We start from the raw sequence: 15,288 nt of genomic DNA on the forward strand, positions 1-15,288 counted from the left end.
ATGAAGAGACATTCATGCAAAATACTACCGATAGGATCGGGTTTCTCGGTCTTAGCCTTCTCGTGCCCTTCACCTTGCTTGTCAGCTCATGCCAGACCGTGGAAGACTCATGGAGAAAAGGGCCGGCATGGACTTTCATACCGACGCCCCAGGGTGTGGGATCTCTGGCCCATAGTCTTTGTGGTGGGAGCGGCGGGCTTTTTATGGCTTTTGGTGGTATTGAAGAGGGCAGAGAATCGCCACTGAACTCCAGCATGATTGTTTATGATAGCCTTCAGAATCTTTGGCAGAAGGCGGATGCCCAGGAAGGGCCGCCTGCACGAAATTTCGCTTCGTTTACCCTGATGGATCAGAAGGCTTATGTCTTCGGCGGCGAAACCGCACAGAACGCTGCAAGCGCTGATGCTTATGTTTACGATGCCTCCGAGGGATTCTGGTCTTCACTTCCCGTTCCCGAACCTATGATCGCCCGAAAACAGGCGACGCTGACTCGTGTGGGTGCGGAGCTCGTGATCTTTGGCGGCAAGGGAACCGAGCCGGTCACGAACTGGGCGCGCTTCCGCCCGGGCGCTGCGCGTTGGCAGGTGCATTCCTATCCTGAGGCCATCAGCGCGCGCGTGAGTCATGTGGCTATTGGCCTGGATGAATCACGACTTTTGATCTGGGGCGGTTTTGAAGGCAAGGAGCGGCGCGGGGATGGTTTTATTTTTGATCTGAAGACTCAGGCTGTAACGAGTCTTCCAGCGATCACTCCGCGAGCCAATGCCAGGGCCTTGCTTCTGGGTGACAAGGTTCTTGTTTGGGGTGGAGCCGGTCCTGACGGACATATGCCGGATGGGGCTCTTTTGAATGTGAAATCCCTGCAGTGGACGCCGCTACCGTCCATACCGGATCCGCGTTTTCAAAGACTGCAGGGTGCTGAGGTGGTCGCGCAGGGAACAGGCAGCTTTCTGCTCTTTGGCGGACGTTTTGGTTTAGAGGCCTTTAACGATCAGCTTTGGTCCTATGATATCGAGCGCTCCGAATGGTCACTCCTTCGAACGAAGGAAAATCCTCAGGGCCGCATCGCGCATTGCTTTGTGAATCTTGAGCCTCGCAAATACGCAGTATTTGGGGGCCTTGGTTATAAGAGAGGAACGCAAAGCCTCACGCAATGGGATGGCCTATGGATTCTTGACCTTTGACCAGGGCCACCATGATCCGCTGCCGCGTCCGAAGTTTTGCGCGGCATATTCGAGAGGATTGCGCGCGGGGCCAATCACGCCGCCGCACAGAAAGTAGAATGGGATAAAGAATGGTCCCAGGAGTTGATACTGCCATGTGTGGGCCTCTTCGTGGCGTCCGATATGAACGGTCGGGTCGCCGTAAGCTCCCCAGTGATCCGGCGCAGTGCCCCGACCATAGGAAATCGTGTTGCCGAGGGTAATCGCCGCATAGGGTATCGTTAAAGGATTATTCAAAAATTGCAGCGCATTGTGTCCGGCTTTCATTTTCGGTTCCAGCGCCGACCATCTGCAACGAAACAGCGCCTGACCCACGGCATAACCAAGCAGCCCATAAAGCAGACCCAGAAGGGTATACGGTGATGCCCAAAGTTTCCCAAGCCCATCCAGGAGCCAGCGGGATGAATTTGTCTTTTCCAATGTGGTCCAGCCCTTTCAGAGTACACTCCAAAAGCCTATCACAAAAGAGTGCCCGTCTCCCATGGCGACCACGAGATCACTGATCAACGTTGACGTTCAGGATATCATGACAGCCGAGGCATTCTATTGTGGGGTCTTTGGGTTTCAGGTAATACAGCGCCGCCGGTGCAGCGGGCGGAATGTGACGTTCGCAGAGTGCCTTATGGAGAAATCGCCCTGATGGGCCATCCCTTCGATCACTGATTTTGTCTCATTGAATTCAATGAAAAAAGGTTATGATGCGCTGGCGAACTGAAGCTCATTGCAAAGTGAGGAGCGTTGAGATGCAAGTATATACGAATCCCATTCATGCAGAATATTTTGCAGATCCCTTCGTCTGGCGTCATGACCATGAATACTACGCGATAGGCACCGGCCCAGGCGATGCGGAAGGGCTGACGCCACATACGACACGCGCGACTATTTTCCCGCTGCTGCGATCACACGACATGATTCATTGGACGCCGGCCGGGCATGCTCTCATTGCTCCTGACGAGGCGCTGGGTCTTAATTTTTGGGCGCCTGAAATCGCCCACGCGGGTGGACTTTGGTATCTTTATTATTCGGTTGGCCATGGTGATAAGCTGCATCAGCTGCGGGTGGCCGTGAGTGATCATCCGCTTGGACCCTATCGCGACAGGGCGCAGCTCACCAATCCCAAGGACGTTCCTTTCGCGATAGATCCGCATCCCTTCCAGGATGATGATGGGCGCTGGTATCTTTTTCATGCTCGTGATTTCCTGGATACAGGTTCGGATGCCGCCGGTTCGATCCGCGCGGGGACGGCTTTGGTGGTGTCTGAACTTGAAACGATGACCCGCCTTTCGAAGAACATGCATGTTGTCCTGCGATCCTATTGTGATTGGCAGCTCTATGCCGCGGATCGGCCGATGTACGGAAAAATTTTTGATTGGCATACGCTGGAAGGTCCTTCTGTGATCAAGGAAGGGGGACGATACTACTGTATTTACAGTGGTGGAAGCTGGCAGACGGATACCTATGGGGTGGATTACACGGCCTCGGACCATGTGCTGGGGCCATACTCCATCGAAGCCGGCGTGGAGGCTCCGCGTATTTTGAAAACTGTTCCCGGCAAAGTCATTGGGCCCGGACATTGCTCGATTGCGATAGCGCCTGATGATTCAACGCGCATGATTATCTATCATGCATGGGATCCTGAGATGCGGGCCCGGCGCATGTGTATGGATGAGCTTTACTTCGAAGACGGCATTCCTAAATCCGATGGACCGACCTGGACGCCCACCGAGCTTCCCCGAGAGAGGCCACACACAAAGGATTATGAAGCGCGCGTCTAGAACTGAAAGGCTGGGAAAATGGCATAGCGTGGAACCCACAGCGGCCCAATGGTCTGCTGTTTAAACTTCTCGATGTTCAGCATTCCGCCGTGTATCAAAGCAAGGCGGAAGGCATTTTTCTGGCTTAAACTTCCCAAAGGACCCTATGAAATTCCATATATTTCTCGCCCTATTTTTGAGCTTTTTGGGGTATTCCGCCGAACTTTCCGCTCAAGATCCGCTGAGTGAAATTGATAACTATCTGACACAATTGGTGAAAGATGGAAAATTCTCGGGCCGGGTTTTCGTGTCCATGAAGGGTGTGGAACTTTCTCGGGGCTATGGCCGGACGCGCTTTCCCGATGGCGCTATGCCTGAAGATACAACGACTTTCAAAGTGGGTTCGATCACCAAACAGGTCACGGGTTTTGCAATTTTGGATATGGTGGATCGAAAGCTGCTCCAGCTGGATGATCCGGTTGCCAAATTTTTTCCCGAGGTTGATAGCCGAATTTTCACAGAAGACGGTCGGTCTGTGACCATCCAGGATCTTCTCACTCACAGGTCGGGTCTGCCGGATGTTTCGGGCCTGGCCTATCATTGGGGCAGCCCGGTTCGCTTCTCATATTTTTTAAAGTGCCTGGAGTGGATTTCGGATCGCAACAGACCTGGTGCTGTTCATCAGTACTCGAATTTCAATTTCCTTATGCTCGGAGAAATTATCAAGCGAGTGAGCGGTCAACCCTTTGATGAATATGTGAAGGAACAGTACTTCACGACTCTTGGAATGGCTTCGACCGGGATGACGTTTCAGGATCCATCACGCCGGGCCTATGGACACAACACGATTCATGGGAAGCTGTTCCCCTCGGACGAGGTCAATGACTTTCACATTCACGGAACGTACGATTGGCCTCAGGCTTCGGACGGGGGCCTGGTGTCGACTGTTTCGGATATGAAGATTTGGGTCGATTACCTGTCATCCCGGAAGCAGGGTGACTTTGCGCGTTATGCTTCCCTCTGGTCAGAACGAGGCTATTTCGCGGGACTGGTAAACATTGGGACCGAGCAAAAGCCTGTCTATTGGCATAATGGGGCTTTGAGCCCCATCGGCTATACCGCTGATCTTGTATTCGATAGGGAAGGCCATCGCATTATAGTCCTGGGGAATGTGAATACTGGAGAACAAATTCCAAACCTGGCCAATCACATCTATCGCTTTTTAGAAAAAGGCAGCCCGCTACCTGACTTGCCCTCCTTTCACTCCCAGTCTGCGCTTATGAGTTTGATTCTTTCACGGATTAAATTTGGTTTGCTCATGAGCGCTGTGTGCATGCTGCTGCTTTTCCGCAAAAGAAATCAGCCGAACTTCGCGCTTACGACTTATGGCTATTTCAGTTCGGGGATACTGGCCAATTCCTTCGGTATTCAAAAATTTGAGAGTCTGCTGGCCTTGGCTGCTATGGCGGTTTTTTGGCTCTTTATTCTCTGGCGGCGTCAAGCACCCCATGAAAGGGATAGTCTTTCCATCAAGAGTTTCATAGGCCCGACTCTTTCTCTGATTGCGGGGCTCCTGCTGATCCATAGCCGGCTGTGAAGACCTAGGATTTTCAAGTGACCCCATCCAAAGTTTCAGCTAGCCTGATCCTGCTGCAGAAGGAGGATCCGATGCAAACGGAACGAAGTAAAATGCTGGCGGGGGAGCCTTATCATCCGCTTGATCCTGAATTGACGGCTGCGCGTGAACATTGCCGTGATCTTTTGCTGGCGCTGAATGTGTCGCGTGAATCCGCGCGGGACGAGCGCCTTGGCCTTATGCAAAAGCTTTTGGGATCGGTGGGAGAGGGCAGCTGGATTCAGCCACCCTTTTCCTGTGATTATGGATCCCATATCCGGATGGGGAAGGGGAACTTTTTCAACTTCAACTGTGTTGTGCTCGATGTGTGCTCAGTCGATATTGGCGATTTCTGCCTCTTTGGGCCGGCTGTTCAGATTTATACTGCCATGCATCCCATGAATGCGATGCGGCGGCGTGAGGTGGAATTCGGGAAACCGGTGAGCCTGGGTTCAGATATTTGGGTCGGCGGTGGGGCCATCATCTGCCCAGGCGTGACGATCGGTTCCCGCTCAGTCATTGGTGCGGGAAGCGTGGTGACCAGGGATATTCCCGAGGGAGTGTTCGCTGCGGGAAATCCCTGCCGTGTGATTCGAGAGATTACGGATTAGCGGATTTGTCATCGTGAAAGGCCAGCTCACCGACCTTAAGAGCGTGATCACGAATGTCCTTGGGCCAGCCTGCTGTCAGTGTTTCAAAAAGCGACCGATTCTTCGCAAAGAAGGCCCGGGTCGCTTCTTCAAAATGCGGCAAATCCCCCGCCATGGCTGACATGAACTTGTAGGCCGCATTCTGCGATTGGCGCATCGCATCCTTGCTTCTGTTTTGCTTTCTCGCTTCTTCCACCAGCTTTCTGAGCGTTACCGAGGCTCCACCTGGCTGCAGAGCAAGCCAATCCCAGTGTCTGGGAAGAAGGCCGATCTCTCGCGAGACGACGCCCAGCCTGGGTCGACCGGGGCCCGACTTTTCCTGGTCCGGGTCCTGGTTTCCGGGGATGCGACTGAGGACATCGGCGACCGTTCCCCTTAAATCGAGTTCGACCTGCTGACTGCTGCTGTCGTCAAAGATCAGAATCTGCGCGTCCGGATTTTTATCCTGATAACGTTTGACTTTGCCTGCGACTTCGACGACAGGTCCGGCGGCGATTTTTTTATGACCGGCAAAGGCTGTACAGGTCGGGATTGATTCTTCCATTGGGCTGCTCCAAAACAGTGATGGGGACCTATCGGAATATTACCCGGGTTTATTTAGGAAGTATATAAACACCGGGTTAAATTCGTCCTCACCACTGCGTGATATTCCATGATATCATGGAGTTACAAGACTTCCGCACGGAGATACCATGAAGAAAAAAGCCATATTTCTGCCTCCTGGTGAAGGCCGGTCCTATCCCATGGGGCGCATCAGTAGTGTGTTCAAAGCCGATGGCAAGGAAACAGGCGACCGCTATTCCATCTCGGAATGGTGGCTGGAGCCGAATACTCAGGGTCCGGGCGCGCACTCACATGAGGAAGACGATGTTTTTTACGTCATCGAGGGTACGATGAGCTTTCTTTTGGGGACAGAGTGGGTGGATGCTCCCAAGGGTTCGTTTCTGATTGCTCCGGCCGGAATGAAGCATGATTTCGAAAACAGAACCGACAAACGCGCTGGTCTTCTGAACTTTTCGATTCCAGGCGGCTTTGAGAAAGACATGCCTGATATCGCCCAGTGGTTCGCCGAGCATCCACCCGGAAATGCCCGAAAATAGCCAATATGCAGATGAAGACGCGTCCTCATCTGCATGCAGCGTGATTAGGCTATCATCCCTTATTCATCTGGTTGTGCTGGCTGCATGGGTTCAGAAGGCTGAGTGCCTTGCTGAAGTTGTTTGATGTCATCCAGATGCTTCTGGGTGATAGGGCGAAGCTCGGAGACAGCTGTCTTGAGGGCTTCGTCCATGCTTTTTTCTGTGACTTGAGTATAAAGATCCAGGGCGTTTTCATATTTTCTCATGAGGACTTCGATGACGCCTGCGCGGAATTCCTGATCCTGTTTTTTGGTCAGAGCCTGAAATTCCTGAGACATCTGAGCTTCGATCTGCTTTGCATTTTCGCTCAGTTGCGCAGGGGCAAGGTCTACGCTTTTGCTGGCAGCCAGCTCCTGGAGTCTTTGATCGAATTCGGTAACCTCCTGAGAGATTTGATCCACAAAACGCTGCAGATCAGAATCGGGGTTTCTTTCTTTCACAAGGTCAATGATCTTAATTTCGGATTTCACGCCGACATGAAGAACCTGGATGACTTCTGTAGGATTGGTCACCTCGACATTGATATCACCGGGCTCCTGAACCGGGGTTTGTCCTTCTGTTCCAGGTTGGGCGGCTTGAGCGGCAACGCTCAGGGTGGAAATCAAAAGACCTGCGCAGACTTTTGTGAAAATAGACATAATAAGTCTCCTGTTCAATAATGCGATGGAATTGTCATTTAAACCTTCCCCCCCTTTTTAAGGGTAAACTTCGATAAAAAATATCCGGGGTATCCCTCATCTTTAAAATTTTTCTCGCAGGAATGTGTTTTTTTTCGACGTGTGAGAGGAATTCATCTTGTATGTGGATGCCGACAGGAATTGAACGAATCCCCAGATCGCGGGATCTAGGGGTTAATGACTATAGCCTTAAAGCGCGAGTAAAGTGTCTTCTTATAGTGTGATGTCGTCCTCGTTCCCAAACTCGCCATCGGGGCCAGCGGAGGCTATTTTATAGGCTTTCACAGTAATCAGTTCATAGTGGATGGGTCGGTCCCAGGGATCCAGCAGCTTGTCCGATTGTGTGTAGGGACCTCTCCAGTTTCGGGCACCGGCGGGGGCTTCGATCAGAGCTTTTAGGCCTTCATCTGTCGTCGGAAATCTTGATGAATCGAGTTTATACTGGACAAGGCTTTCGCTGAGGCGGGACAGCTTCACGCTTGTCAGGTCAATTTTAGCTCTTTCGTATTTCTCTAGAATTGTGTTCACCAGTATGGCCATGATAGTGCTCATGAGTGCGATGACAATGAGGATTTCGATGATGGTCATGCCCTCTTGAGCTGCGTCGGAGGAAAAGGGACGTGAAAGTCTTCTAAGAATTTTGCCCATGTGTTTGATCCTGCATCGGTTGCCTGGATTAGGTTTCGACCAGACCTCTGGTCGGATTCGGAATACCTAGCAACTGCAACAGGAGGAATGAATAAGACGGAAAAGGGGTTTTATGGACACGCGATTAATTTTGGATGAGGCTGGGGAGTACAATGGAAGATTCGGCGGCATCTTGAGAATATCGCACTCGGTCATGCCGAGATCGCCCGGGGGAATGCTCTTGGAATTTTGAGTATAGGCTTCGGCTGCCTGCATCAGGCTCTGCATCTTATTCAAGAGAGTCAGTTCCGGGAGGCCCGGTCGTTTGCCAAGGAAGGGGCGGAGGCTTTTCGAACGCTGCTGGCCCTGGATGCACCCAAACCAGGACGATATTTGGCCCTTGCTCTGACGCTGGGCATTCTTGGTCAAAGGGAGGAGGCCTTTGAGGTCACGCGAAAGGCCGCGGGACTGCTTTCCTGTAAGCTTGAGGATCTCAGCGATCACTGCAGGGAACTGGAACGTCTTCTGGGTCTTGCTCAAACCGCGGGCTTTACTGAGAGCGCGGGATAACAAAGCGCTTATAGTTTCCTTCCTTGCAGATAGGAGCGGCTTTACCGAAGTAGGTTCCTTCGGATTGTAAACCCAGGGATTCCATAAGACGGATGACGGGTGTGTTTTCTGTCTGGACCTGAAGGATGAGTCTTTTAAGCTTAAAAGCATCCAGAAAGTAGGCGAAGACGTCCCGAGCCAACAGGCTTGCAATTCCCATGCGGCGCAGGGTGGGATCCCAGATGTGGACATGGACCAGAGCTTCTTCTTCGGGAACGAGACCATTGATCAAAACGTTGCCTGTGGGCCGGCCATCGACGTCCATGACAAGAGTGGACCAGGGTCCTTGCTGGCTGATGCTCGCGAAGAATTTTTCCGTTTGTGCCAGGACTTCCTCTTTCGTGCCGAAGGCCGTGACGTCGGTAAAGGCCAGAAGGTGAGCACTGGCGGGTCCAAACCAGTATTCGGCGACATGGACAGCATCGCTCGGCTTGGGGGCCCTAAGGATGAGGTGGTGACCTTGGATGGTTTTTTCCAGCAGGATCGTTGATTTATTTTCCATATTCATCCTCTGAGAACGATATTTCCTGGACCTTCTTACATTGTAAGTCAAATAGGCAAGATGGTCTATGGACCCCTTGCCGGGGCTTTGATATAAGCATGACGGCATAGGGGAGGGAATAGGTGAGAACGATTTATTCAGAATCGAGCCCATGAAGATAAGAACCGTCATAGCGCTTTCACTTGTTATTCTGGGGCTTTTGCTGCTGTTTCCGGAAAGGAATCGGTCACAAGGCAAGGCGTCGGAGCGCAGAATGAAACTCGATTCAAGCCGACACCAGGAATTGAATATAGCCACGATCAACGTTCACCGGGAGAGCCTTCCGATCACGTTCAACCAGTGGAACCAATGCCTCACCTACAGAACCGCAAAATCCTCGGAATGTTTGCAGGATCTGGCCCAGGACCTATCCCGAACGGTGGCAGCCGGACTTTCAGGTCCCGACTGGTCCAAGGAAGAATTGTCCCTCACCTCCCCACTGGTCGACCGCTTTGTGGATGACGGCGCTGTGAAATGCGCTGAGCCGAAAGAAAAGGTGCGGATCGCTTTGCAACTCAACCTGCTGCAATGTCCTCTTTAGATTCCTGAGGCTTTTTCATAAGCGTAAAAATCAAAAGCGACAGCAACCCACAGACACCGACAATCACAGTCATCGGTGCCGCCGAAGTCGCGTGCATTTTGGATAGAATAAAGGAAGCCAAAGACGCCGCCATCATCTGAAGCGTACCCAGCATAGCTGAAGCGCTGCCCGCATTCCGACCCTGACTGGCAAGCGCGCCCGCGGCCGCATTCGGGAATGTTGCCCCGAGCGTGGCCACGTAAAGAAAGAGCGGAATCATCACGGCCCACAAACCTGCGTTCGCAACTCCCGCAATCATCAGAAGCGTACCGGCAACGGCCACGATTCTTATGGCAACAGTCAGAATTTTTTCATAACTGAATGTTCGCAAGAGCCTTGCATTCAGCTGCGAAACAGCAATCAGACCCAAGGCGTTGGATCCGAACACCCACCCGAATTTATCCGCGGGTATTCCGAAGTATTCGATAAACACAAAAGGCGAACCTGTGATGTAAGCGAACATGCCGGCCTGGGCAATACTTCCGGAAAGTGTATAACGCAGAAATTCCCGATCGCGCAGGATGCGTCCGAAGGTGGAGAACGAACCCTTCATTTTATGTTCAGGATGAGCCCCGTGCGTTTCCGGAAGGAACATGCCAGCCCCAACGATCGCAAGACTGCTGAAGGCCACAAGGAACCAAAAGATCGAACGCCAGCCGAAGTTCAAGCTGAAGTATCCACCCAGAAGCGGAGCCAGGATCGGCGCAACGCCCATGATGAGCATGAGCAGCGAAAAGATACGCGCAGATTCCTGATGCTCGAACCTGTCGCGGACAATCGCACGCGGAATCACCATGCCCCCGCAAGCCCCCAGTGCCTGCATGAAACGAAGGGCAATGACCGCTTCAATGCTCTGGGCCATCGCACAGGCGACCGAGGCTAGCGCATAGATGGCAAGACCTATAAGCAAAGGCCCCTTGCGCCCATAACGATCTGCGAGGGGACCATAGAAGAGCTGGCCGAAGGAAAGACCCGCAAAATACGAGGCGAGGGATGTTTCCACTGAAGATAGGTTGGTTCCCAGCGTGCTTGCCATATTGGGAAAGGCCGGCAGATACATGTCGACCGATAAGGGGCCCAGGGCCGTCAGGGATCCCAGAATTAAAACCAGTCGACCGGCGTGCACGTGCGCGGCCTTTTCGGAAATGGAAGAGGTTTGAACTGTCACTGTGTGGGGCTCCCGATTTTCAGCGAATGGAATGCGGCGAAATGCGACATCACGACATATTTTAAGCTCAGGCCCGGCTTTTCCGTCCGAGGCTTGACGGCCTTGCCTGAACGCTGGCACCGTAGCGCAGGCTCTGAATTTCCAATGCCTGCAATAACCCAGCCAAGGTGTTATGTCATGCCCAAAGTTTTACTCGTCGAAGATGAAAACGCGATTGCCCAGACTTTGATTTACGCGCTTGAGAGCGAAGGTTTGACCACCGTTTGGAAAAGACTGGGGCAGGATGCTCTGAAAGAACTGGCGGCGGGTCATACCGATGTCATGATCCTTGATGTGGGGCTCCCTGATATCAACGGTTTCGACCTGTGCCGCGAGATCCGGCGACAATCGGAAGTGCCCATTCTCTTTCTGACAGCGCGGCATGGGGAGATTGATAAGGTGCTGGGACTGGAGCTGGGCGGTGATGATTATGTGACCAAACCTTTTAGTCCTCGGGAGATTGTGGCTCGTATCAAACGCATGCTGAAACGCGCCGGATCGAGCCCTTTTGAAAAAAAGAATATTTCCGTCCTCGAAGTGAATGTTGAACATGGAACGGCCACGTTTCATGGTGTCGCGTTAAAATTAACCCGTTATGAACTCCTTCTGCTCGGGGTGCTGCGCAGCCAGCCAGGGCGTATTTTCAGTCGCGCGGTGCTGATGGATGCGATCTGGACGGATGCTTTAGATACTGATGATCGCACGGTGGATACGCATATCAAGACACTGCGTGCGAAGCTGCGGGCGGTGAAGGCGGATTCTGAAGTGATTCAGACTCATCGTGGGCTTGGCTATAGCCTGCAGCTGGAGTCTTGAATGCGGTTGGGATTTGGAATTTTTCTGGGTTACTTTTTGATAGCGATCCTAGCCGGGTATTTCGTGCTGAATGTTTTCGTGGACGAGATCAAGCCGAGCGCGCGGCAGTCGATGGAGGATAGCCTTGTCGATGCGGCCAATCTTCTGGCTGAGCTGGCGGTGGATGATATGGTGGAGAATCGGCTGGCAGCCGGAGATTTTTCAAAGCGTGTGGCCGCGTATCAGGCGCGGCAGCTGGATGCTTCGATCTGGGGTTTTTCTCGGAAAAGACCCGGTTTTCGTATCTATATCACGGATGCGAAGGGGATTGTGCAGTATGATTCCGCGCATGAGGATCTTGGGCGGGACTATTCGCAGTGGAATGATGTTTATCTGACTTTGAAAGGACAGTACGGAGTCCGGAGCAGTCCTGCCAAAGCTCTGGGTGAGTCGGGATCCACGATCATGCATGTGGCGGCGCCTATTAAGTTGGATAACAAGGTTATTGGTGTTTTGACGATAGCCAAGTCGAATCTTGCGGTTGAGCCTTTTATTCAGCGCACGCAGAGGAAGATTGAAACGGCTGGCTATTGGCTGCTTGGGGCTTCGCTTTTGATTGGTGTCCTTATCAGTTTGTGGCTGTCGGCTTCACTTCAAAAGCTGGTGGCTTACGCGGAGGCAGTGACGCGGGGTGAGAGAGTGGTTCTGCCTGCGCTGTCTTTGACGGAAATCAAAAGGCTGGGGCTGTCGCTGCAGTCCATGCGGGAACGGCTGGAGGGGAAGCGGTATATTGAAGAGTATACGATGACCTTGACCCATGAGATGAAGAGCCCTCTGACTGCTATACAGGCTGCATCAGAACTTTTGCAGGAGCCTATGCCGGAGGAGCAAAAGCAGAAGTTTTTGAGCTCGATTTCGGATCAGGCGCGGAGGCTTCATGTTTTGATTGAGAAGATGCTGCAGCAGGCGTCTTTGGAGACTCGGCAAACGTTGGAGAACGCAGAGCGGGTCAACCTTTCTGCAGTTATTAAAAGAGCGCTGGATGGGTTTGGGCCCAAGCTTGAGAAAAAACTGCTGAAACTTCATGTATCCATACCGGATCAAGCGATGGTGCAGGGTGATCCCTTTCTGCTTGAGCAGGTGATGCTCAACCTTATCGAAAATGCAGCGGATTTCAGCCCGCGGGGTGGGGCTTTAGGGCTGACGCTGGAGCGTAAGGATCAAGTCTGGTCCGTTTGTCTTCGGGATCATGGTTCTGGCATCCCGGACTATGCAATGGGACGGGTTTTTGAGCGTTATTATTCCCTTCCTAGGCCGGAAGGCGGTGCGAAGAGTACGGGCCTTGGTCTTACTTTTGTTAAGAAGGTCATGGACCTGCATGGGGGACGGGTGACCCTGGATAATCATCCCGAGGGAGGGGCTGAGGCCCGTCTGGATATTCCTGCCAGTCTTTGACTTCACATTCGCTTCACATGGACTTCAGGTTCTGTCCATATTCCCAGTTTACTGTTCCGTTCAGGTTCGCTTCATTGGGGGGCGAATCTTTACGGAGGTACTGTCATGCCCTGGAAAGGGATTCTTAAGTTTTTCGTCATTGGATTTTTGGGTTTGATGCTGTCGATTGCTTTGGTTCTTGTGCGGGAGACGGTTTCCGAGCGGAGTCAGAGGCGGGAGCAGGTTTATAGCGATATGGCTTTGACCACTGCGGGGAGTCAGGTGGTGGCGGGGCCTTTTCTGGTGCTGCCTTATGAGGTGACGACATCGAAGCAGGAGTCGAGTACGCATAGCGAGATTATTTTGCCGCGTGATCTTGTGATGAGTGGGCGCTTGCAGACAGAGAAGAGATACAGAAGCCTTTATGAGATTTTGCTTTATGGGACTCAGGTGAAACTGGAGGGGAGTTTTGAGTTCGCTGAGCCTCGGAATATTTCGGTGCCTCAGGGGTCGACTTTGCGTTGGCTGGAGCCCTATCTGGTGGTGATGGTGCAGGATAATCGGGGGTTGACGCGGATTCCGGTGGTGAGTTGGGCTGGGAAGAATTTTGAGGTGAAGCCTGGGAATGGTGGGTTGAGCTTTGGGATTGATGGGGGGTTTCATTCCGATTTACCAACTGAAATTGTGAAAGGTGGGACGTTCGCCTTTGCGGTGGATTTGAGTTTACAGGGCATGCAGACTTTCAGCTGGGTGCCTGTGGGAGAGAAAACTCGCGTGAAGTTGGAAGCTGATTGGCCGCATCCTAGTTTTCAGGGAAGGGCTTTGCCGCGGGAGCATGAGATTACGAAGTCGGGGTTTGAGGCCGTTTGGGAGTCGACGCAATTTTCTTCGAATATTGCGCAGCTGATCCAAGGCAGTGGAGCGGGGACTGGACTTCAAAATCAGGGGGTTGGGGTGCGTCTTGTGCAGCCTGTGGATGTGTATCTCCAGGCGGAGCGTTCGGTGAAGTATGGGTTTTTGTTTATTGCGGTAACGTTTGGGGCTTTTCTTTTGTTTGAGAATTTGAAGCGGCTGTCGATTCATCCTGTGCAGTATGGGCTCGTGGGTTTGGCTTTGGTGTTGTTTTATGTTTTGCTGCTTGCGCTGTCGGAGCATATTGCGTTTGTTTGGGCTTATGTGGTTGCGGGTTTGGCTTCGATGGGATTGCTTGGTTTTTATGTTCGGTATGTGGTGCAGTCGTGGAAGAATACCGTGATGTTTACCGGGGTTCTTGGGATTTTGTATGCTGTAGTCTATGGGATATTGATGTCTGAGGATTATGCGTTGCTTTATGGGGCTTGTTTGCTTTTTGTCCTGCTGGCGACGGCGATGGTCGCGACGCGGCGGGTGAAGTGAACCTCTCAAGGCCAATTTTGACAGAAACAGAAAAAGCGCCCTCGGCGCTTGATCCATTTCTGGGGGCATCGCTGTGTCGGGTGATACCTCGATCTTTTCGTGCAGAATATTGGCCGCTCCACCTCAAGGCCCGCAAACTGAGGCTGATACTGAACTCACTGACCTCGCTTGCTTCTCGCAAAATGCAGGCGAGATATCGGTTAATGGAGGGCTATGGTCTGGATCAGCCGCGAAAGACATCGCGCACTTTCCAGTCTTTTCCCTGCCCAAACGACAAGTTGTAATTCAAGAAGCTTGGCTGGAAGTTCGTGCTGGCGAGGACACGCCCGGCAATTCATCCCGAATTAAGTTGAACCCCTCACAATAGCGGATTTTTCAGGTTCTCGCCGAAGGGTTTTTCGCCTGCGGAGCAGGCTCAACATAAATCCATGGGACCGCGCAGCGGGCCTGCATCCGCAGAGATCTCTTCATCTCATGCAGGCTCATGAAAGACAGCGCTTCAGTCAAGGAATCTTGAACTATCATTGGCTGGATTTTTGCTACGAATCTTCTTGGAACGTCGTCTGAGTTCACAATCATGTTGCAAAAGATAGGAGTTTTATCCATGCTTAAGTTATGCGTATTTTCATGTGCAATGATGGCTGCGGGCCTGAGTTCGCTGGCCTTCCGTGCATCTGCGCAACCGGTGCCCCTGGACGATCTCAAAGTCGTTCATGAAACTGCTGACGCTAAAAAAGATGCTCAAAAGCCCGATACTCAAAACCCCGATGCTCAAAAGCCCGATGATCCAAAGCCCGATGAACCTGATCGTTATTACGGTGGTTACTACGGCGGCTATGGCTACGGTAGTTACCACGGTGCCTACTACGGATGGTATGGTTAAGGAACTCGATTGAGTTCCCTCAAGTTTGGACAAAAAAATACTCATTTCCACAAAATAAATAGACCTTCCAAGAACCTGGCCTAAAGTGAGATTACGACAAAACACTTGGTGGCTGGCATGGAAGGTCTACTCACAGTACTTCTAAACCTAATCGCTCCC

Annotated in this window: 17 protein-coding genes; 11 read left to right on the forward strand and 6 right to left on the reverse strand. The window is 52.2% G+C overall.

All coding sequences use genetic code 11. From position 1 onward, the window contains the following. Positions 1-14: 14 nt before the first annotated feature. Positions 15-1,184, forward strand: coding sequence for a Kelch repeat-containing protein (locus VFO10_RS08935; protein ID WP_325139174.1), 1,170 nt, complete (start codon positions 15-17; stop codon positions 1,182-1,184). Here the strand turns inward: VFO10_RS08935 and VFO10_RS08940 are convergent. Then, positions 1,164-1,643 carry a hypothetical protein gene (locus tag VFO10_RS08940; RefSeq protein ID WP_325139176.1) on the reverse strand — a complete coding sequence of 160 codons (480 nt, stop codon included), beginning with the start codon at positions 1,641-1,643 and terminating at the stop codon, positions 1,164-1,166. The genes VFO10_RS08935 and VFO10_RS08940 overlap by 21 nt on opposite strands. 323 nt (positions 1,644-1,966) lie before the next feature. Here VFO10_RS08940 and VFO10_RS08945 point away from each other — a divergent pair, with 323 nt between their 5' ends. From VFO10_RS08945 to VFO10_RS08955, 3 genes are all read left to right on the forward strand, one after another. Continuing rightward, a complete protein-coding gene (locus VFO10_RS08945; protein ID WP_325139178.1) occupies positions 1,967-2,998 on the forward strand; it encodes a glycoside hydrolase family 43 protein in 1,032 nt (343 codons plus the stop codon). 145 nt (positions 2,999-3,143) lie between these two features. Then, complete coding sequence (locus VFO10_RS08950; RefSeq protein ID WP_325139180.1) at positions 3,144-4,574, forward strand: serine hydrolase domain-containing protein; 1,431 nt, start codon at positions 3,144-3,146, stop codon at positions 4,572-4,574. A 71-nt stretch (positions 4,575-4,645) separates the two neighbouring features. Then, positions 4,646-5,203 (forward strand): sugar O-acetyltransferase, encoded by a 558-nt coding sequence (locus tag VFO10_RS08955; RefSeq protein WP_325139182.1) that lies wholly within the window; start codon positions 4,646-4,648, stop codon positions 5,201-5,203. Here the strand turns inward: VFO10_RS08955 and VFO10_RS08960 are convergent. Next, on the reverse strand, positions 5,193-5,786 hold the full coding sequence (locus VFO10_RS08960; RefSeq protein WP_325139184.1) for a DUF2239 family protein: 594 nt from the start codon (positions 5,784-5,786) through the stop codon (positions 5,193-5,195). The genes VFO10_RS08955 and VFO10_RS08960 overlap by 11 nt on opposite strands. A gap of 148 nt (positions 5,787-5,934) precedes the next feature. Between VFO10_RS08960 and VFO10_RS08965 the strand changes: the two genes are divergently transcribed. Next, positions 5,935-6,342, forward strand: coding sequence for a cupin domain-containing protein (locus VFO10_RS08965; RefSeq protein ID WP_325139186.1), 408 nt, complete (start codon positions 5,935-5,937; stop codon positions 6,340-6,342). Between the two features lie 59 nt (positions 6,343-6,401). Here the strand turns inward: VFO10_RS08965 and VFO10_RS08970 are convergent, their stop codons facing one another. Both VFO10_RS08970 and VFO10_RS08975 read right to left on the reverse strand, forming a co-directional pair. Next, positions 6,402-7,019 (reverse strand): DUF4142 domain-containing protein, encoded by a 618-nt coding sequence (locus VFO10_RS08970; protein WP_325139187.1) that lies wholly within the window; start codon positions 7,017-7,019, stop codon positions 6,402-6,404. Positions 7,020-7,271: 252 nt separating this feature from the next. After that, positions 7,272-7,706 carry a type II secretion system protein GspG gene (locus VFO10_RS08975; RefSeq protein WP_325139190.1) on the reverse strand — a complete coding sequence of 145 codons (435 nt, stop codon included), beginning with the start codon at positions 7,704-7,706 and terminating at the stop codon, positions 7,272-7,274. Between the two features lie 228 nt (positions 7,707-7,934). Here VFO10_RS08975 and VFO10_RS08980 point away from each other — a divergent pair, with 228 nt between their 5' ends. Beyond that, a complete protein-coding gene (locus VFO10_RS08980; RefSeq protein ID WP_325139192.1) occupies positions 7,935-8,255 on the forward strand; it encodes a hypothetical protein in 321 nt (106 codons plus the stop codon). On the opposite strand, the gene VFO10_RS08985 is transcribed toward VFO10_RS08980, so the two are convergent. Continuing rightward, positions 8,236-8,796 carry a GNAT family protein gene (locus VFO10_RS08985; RefSeq protein ID WP_325139194.1) on the reverse strand — a complete coding sequence of 187 codons (561 nt, stop codon included), beginning with the start codon at positions 8,794-8,796 and terminating at the stop codon, positions 8,236-8,238. The two genes, VFO10_RS08980 and VFO10_RS08985, sit on opposite strands and share 20 nt — an antisense overlap. 253 nt (positions 8,797-9,049) lie before the next feature. Here VFO10_RS08985 and VFO10_RS08990 point away from each other — a divergent pair, with 253 nt between their 5' ends. Continuing rightward, on the forward strand, positions 9,050-9,376 hold the full coding sequence (locus tag VFO10_RS08990) for a hypothetical protein (RefSeq protein ID WP_325139196.1): 327 nt from the start codon (positions 9,050-9,052) through the stop codon (positions 9,374-9,376). Here VFO10_RS08990 and VFO10_RS08995 read toward each other — a convergent pair. Further along, the gene (locus VFO10_RS08995; protein ID WP_325139198.1) at positions 9,351-10,583 is read right to left on the reverse strand and encodes a Bcr/CflA family multidrug efflux MFS transporter; all 1,233 of its coding nucleotides are present in this window, start codon (positions 10,581-10,583) and stop codon (positions 9,351-9,353) included. The genes VFO10_RS08990 and VFO10_RS08995 overlap by 26 nt on opposite strands. Positions 10,584-10,760: 177 nt before the next feature. Between VFO10_RS08995 and creB the strand changes: the two genes are divergently transcribed. The 4 genes from creB to VFO10_RS09015 all read left to right on the forward strand — a co-directional run bounded on the left by creB (position 10,761) and on the right by VFO10_RS09015 (position 15,129). Next, positions 10,761-11,438 carry a two-component system response regulator CreB gene (gene creB, locus VFO10_RS09000; protein ID WP_325139199.1) on the forward strand — a complete coding sequence of 226 codons (678 nt, stop codon included), beginning with the start codon at positions 10,761-10,763 and terminating at the stop codon, positions 11,436-11,438. Then, a complete protein-coding gene (gene creC / locus VFO10_RS09005) occupies positions 11,439-12,872 on the forward strand; it encodes a two-component system sensor histidine kinase CreC (RefSeq protein ID WP_325139202.1) in 1,434 nt (477 codons plus the stop codon). Between the two features lie 105 nt (positions 12,873-12,977). Beyond that, positions 12,978-14,246: a cell envelope integrity protein CreD gene (creD, locus tag VFO10_RS09010; protein ID WP_325139205.1), complete on the forward strand. Its 1,269-nt coding sequence runs from the start codon at positions 12,978-12,980 to the stop codon at positions 14,244-14,246. A 604-nt stretch (positions 14,247-14,850) separates the two neighbouring features. Beyond that, the gene (locus tag VFO10_RS09015; protein ID WP_325139206.1) at positions 14,851-15,129 is read left to right on the forward strand and encodes a hypothetical protein; all 279 of its coding nucleotides are present in this window, start codon (positions 14,851-14,853) and stop codon (positions 15,127-15,129) included. The last annotated feature ends 159 nt before the right edge of the window (positions 15,130-15,288 follow it).

It is taken from the genome of Oligoflexus sp. (assembly GCF_035712445.1).
GTDB lineage: Bacteria > Bdellovibrionota_B > Oligoflexia > Oligoflexales > Oligoflexaceae > Oligoflexus.

Bases quoted from the DNA above. Each gene is read 5' to 3' on its own strand.
- VFO10_RS08985 (WP_325139194.1), bottom strand. From the start codon at position 8,796: ATGGAAAATAAATCAACGATCCTGCTGGAAAAAACCATCCAAGGTCAC.
- VFO10_RS08945 (WP_325139178.1), top strand. From the start codon at position 1,967: ATGCAAGTATATACGAATCCCATTCATGCAGAATATTTTGCAGATCCC.
- creC (WP_325139202.1), top strand. From the start codon at position 11,439: ATGCGGTTGGGATTTGGAATTTTTCTGGGTTACTTTTTGATAGCGATC.
- VFO10_RS09015 (WP_325139206.1), top strand. From the start codon at position 14,851: ATGCTTAAGTTATGCGTATTTTCATGTGCAATGATGGCTGCGGGCCTG.
- creB (WP_325139199.1), top strand. From the start codon at position 10,761: ATGCCCAAAGTTTTACTCGTCGAAGATGAAAACGCGATTGCCCAGACT.
- creD (WP_325139205.1), top strand. From the start codon at position 12,978: ATGCCCTGGAAAGGGATTCTTAAGTTTTTCGTCATTGGATTTTTGGGT.
- VFO10_RS08975 (WP_325139190.1), bottom strand. From the start codon at position 7,706: ATGGGCAAAATTCTTAGAAGACTTTCACGTCCCTTTTCCTCCGACGCA.
- VFO10_RS08965 (WP_325139186.1), top strand. From the start codon at position 5,935: ATGAAGAAAAAAGCCATATTTCTGCCTCCTGGTGAAGGCCGGTCCTAT.
- VFO10_RS08950 (WP_325139180.1), top strand. From the start codon at position 3,144: ATGAAATTCCATATATTTCTCGCCCTATTTTTGAGCTTTTTGGGGTAT.
- VFO10_RS08970 (WP_325139187.1), bottom strand. From the start codon at position 7,019: ATGTCTATTTTCACAAAAGTCTGCGCAGGTCTTTTGATTTCCACCCTG.
- VFO10_RS08990 (WP_325139196.1), top strand. From the start codon at position 9,050: ATGAAACTCGATTCAAGCCGACACCAGGAATTGAATATAGCCACGATC.
- VFO10_RS08935 (WP_325139174.1), top strand. From the start codon at position 15: ATGCAAAATACTACCGATAGGATCGGGTTTCTCGGTCTTAGCCTTCTC.
- VFO10_RS08960 (WP_325139184.1), bottom strand. From the start codon at position 5,786: ATGGAAGAATCAATCCCGACCTGTACAGCCTTTGCCGGTCATAAAAAA.
- VFO10_RS08955 (WP_325139182.1), top strand. From the start codon at position 4,646: ATGCAAACGGAACGAAGTAAAATGCTGGCGGGGGAGCCTTATCATCCG.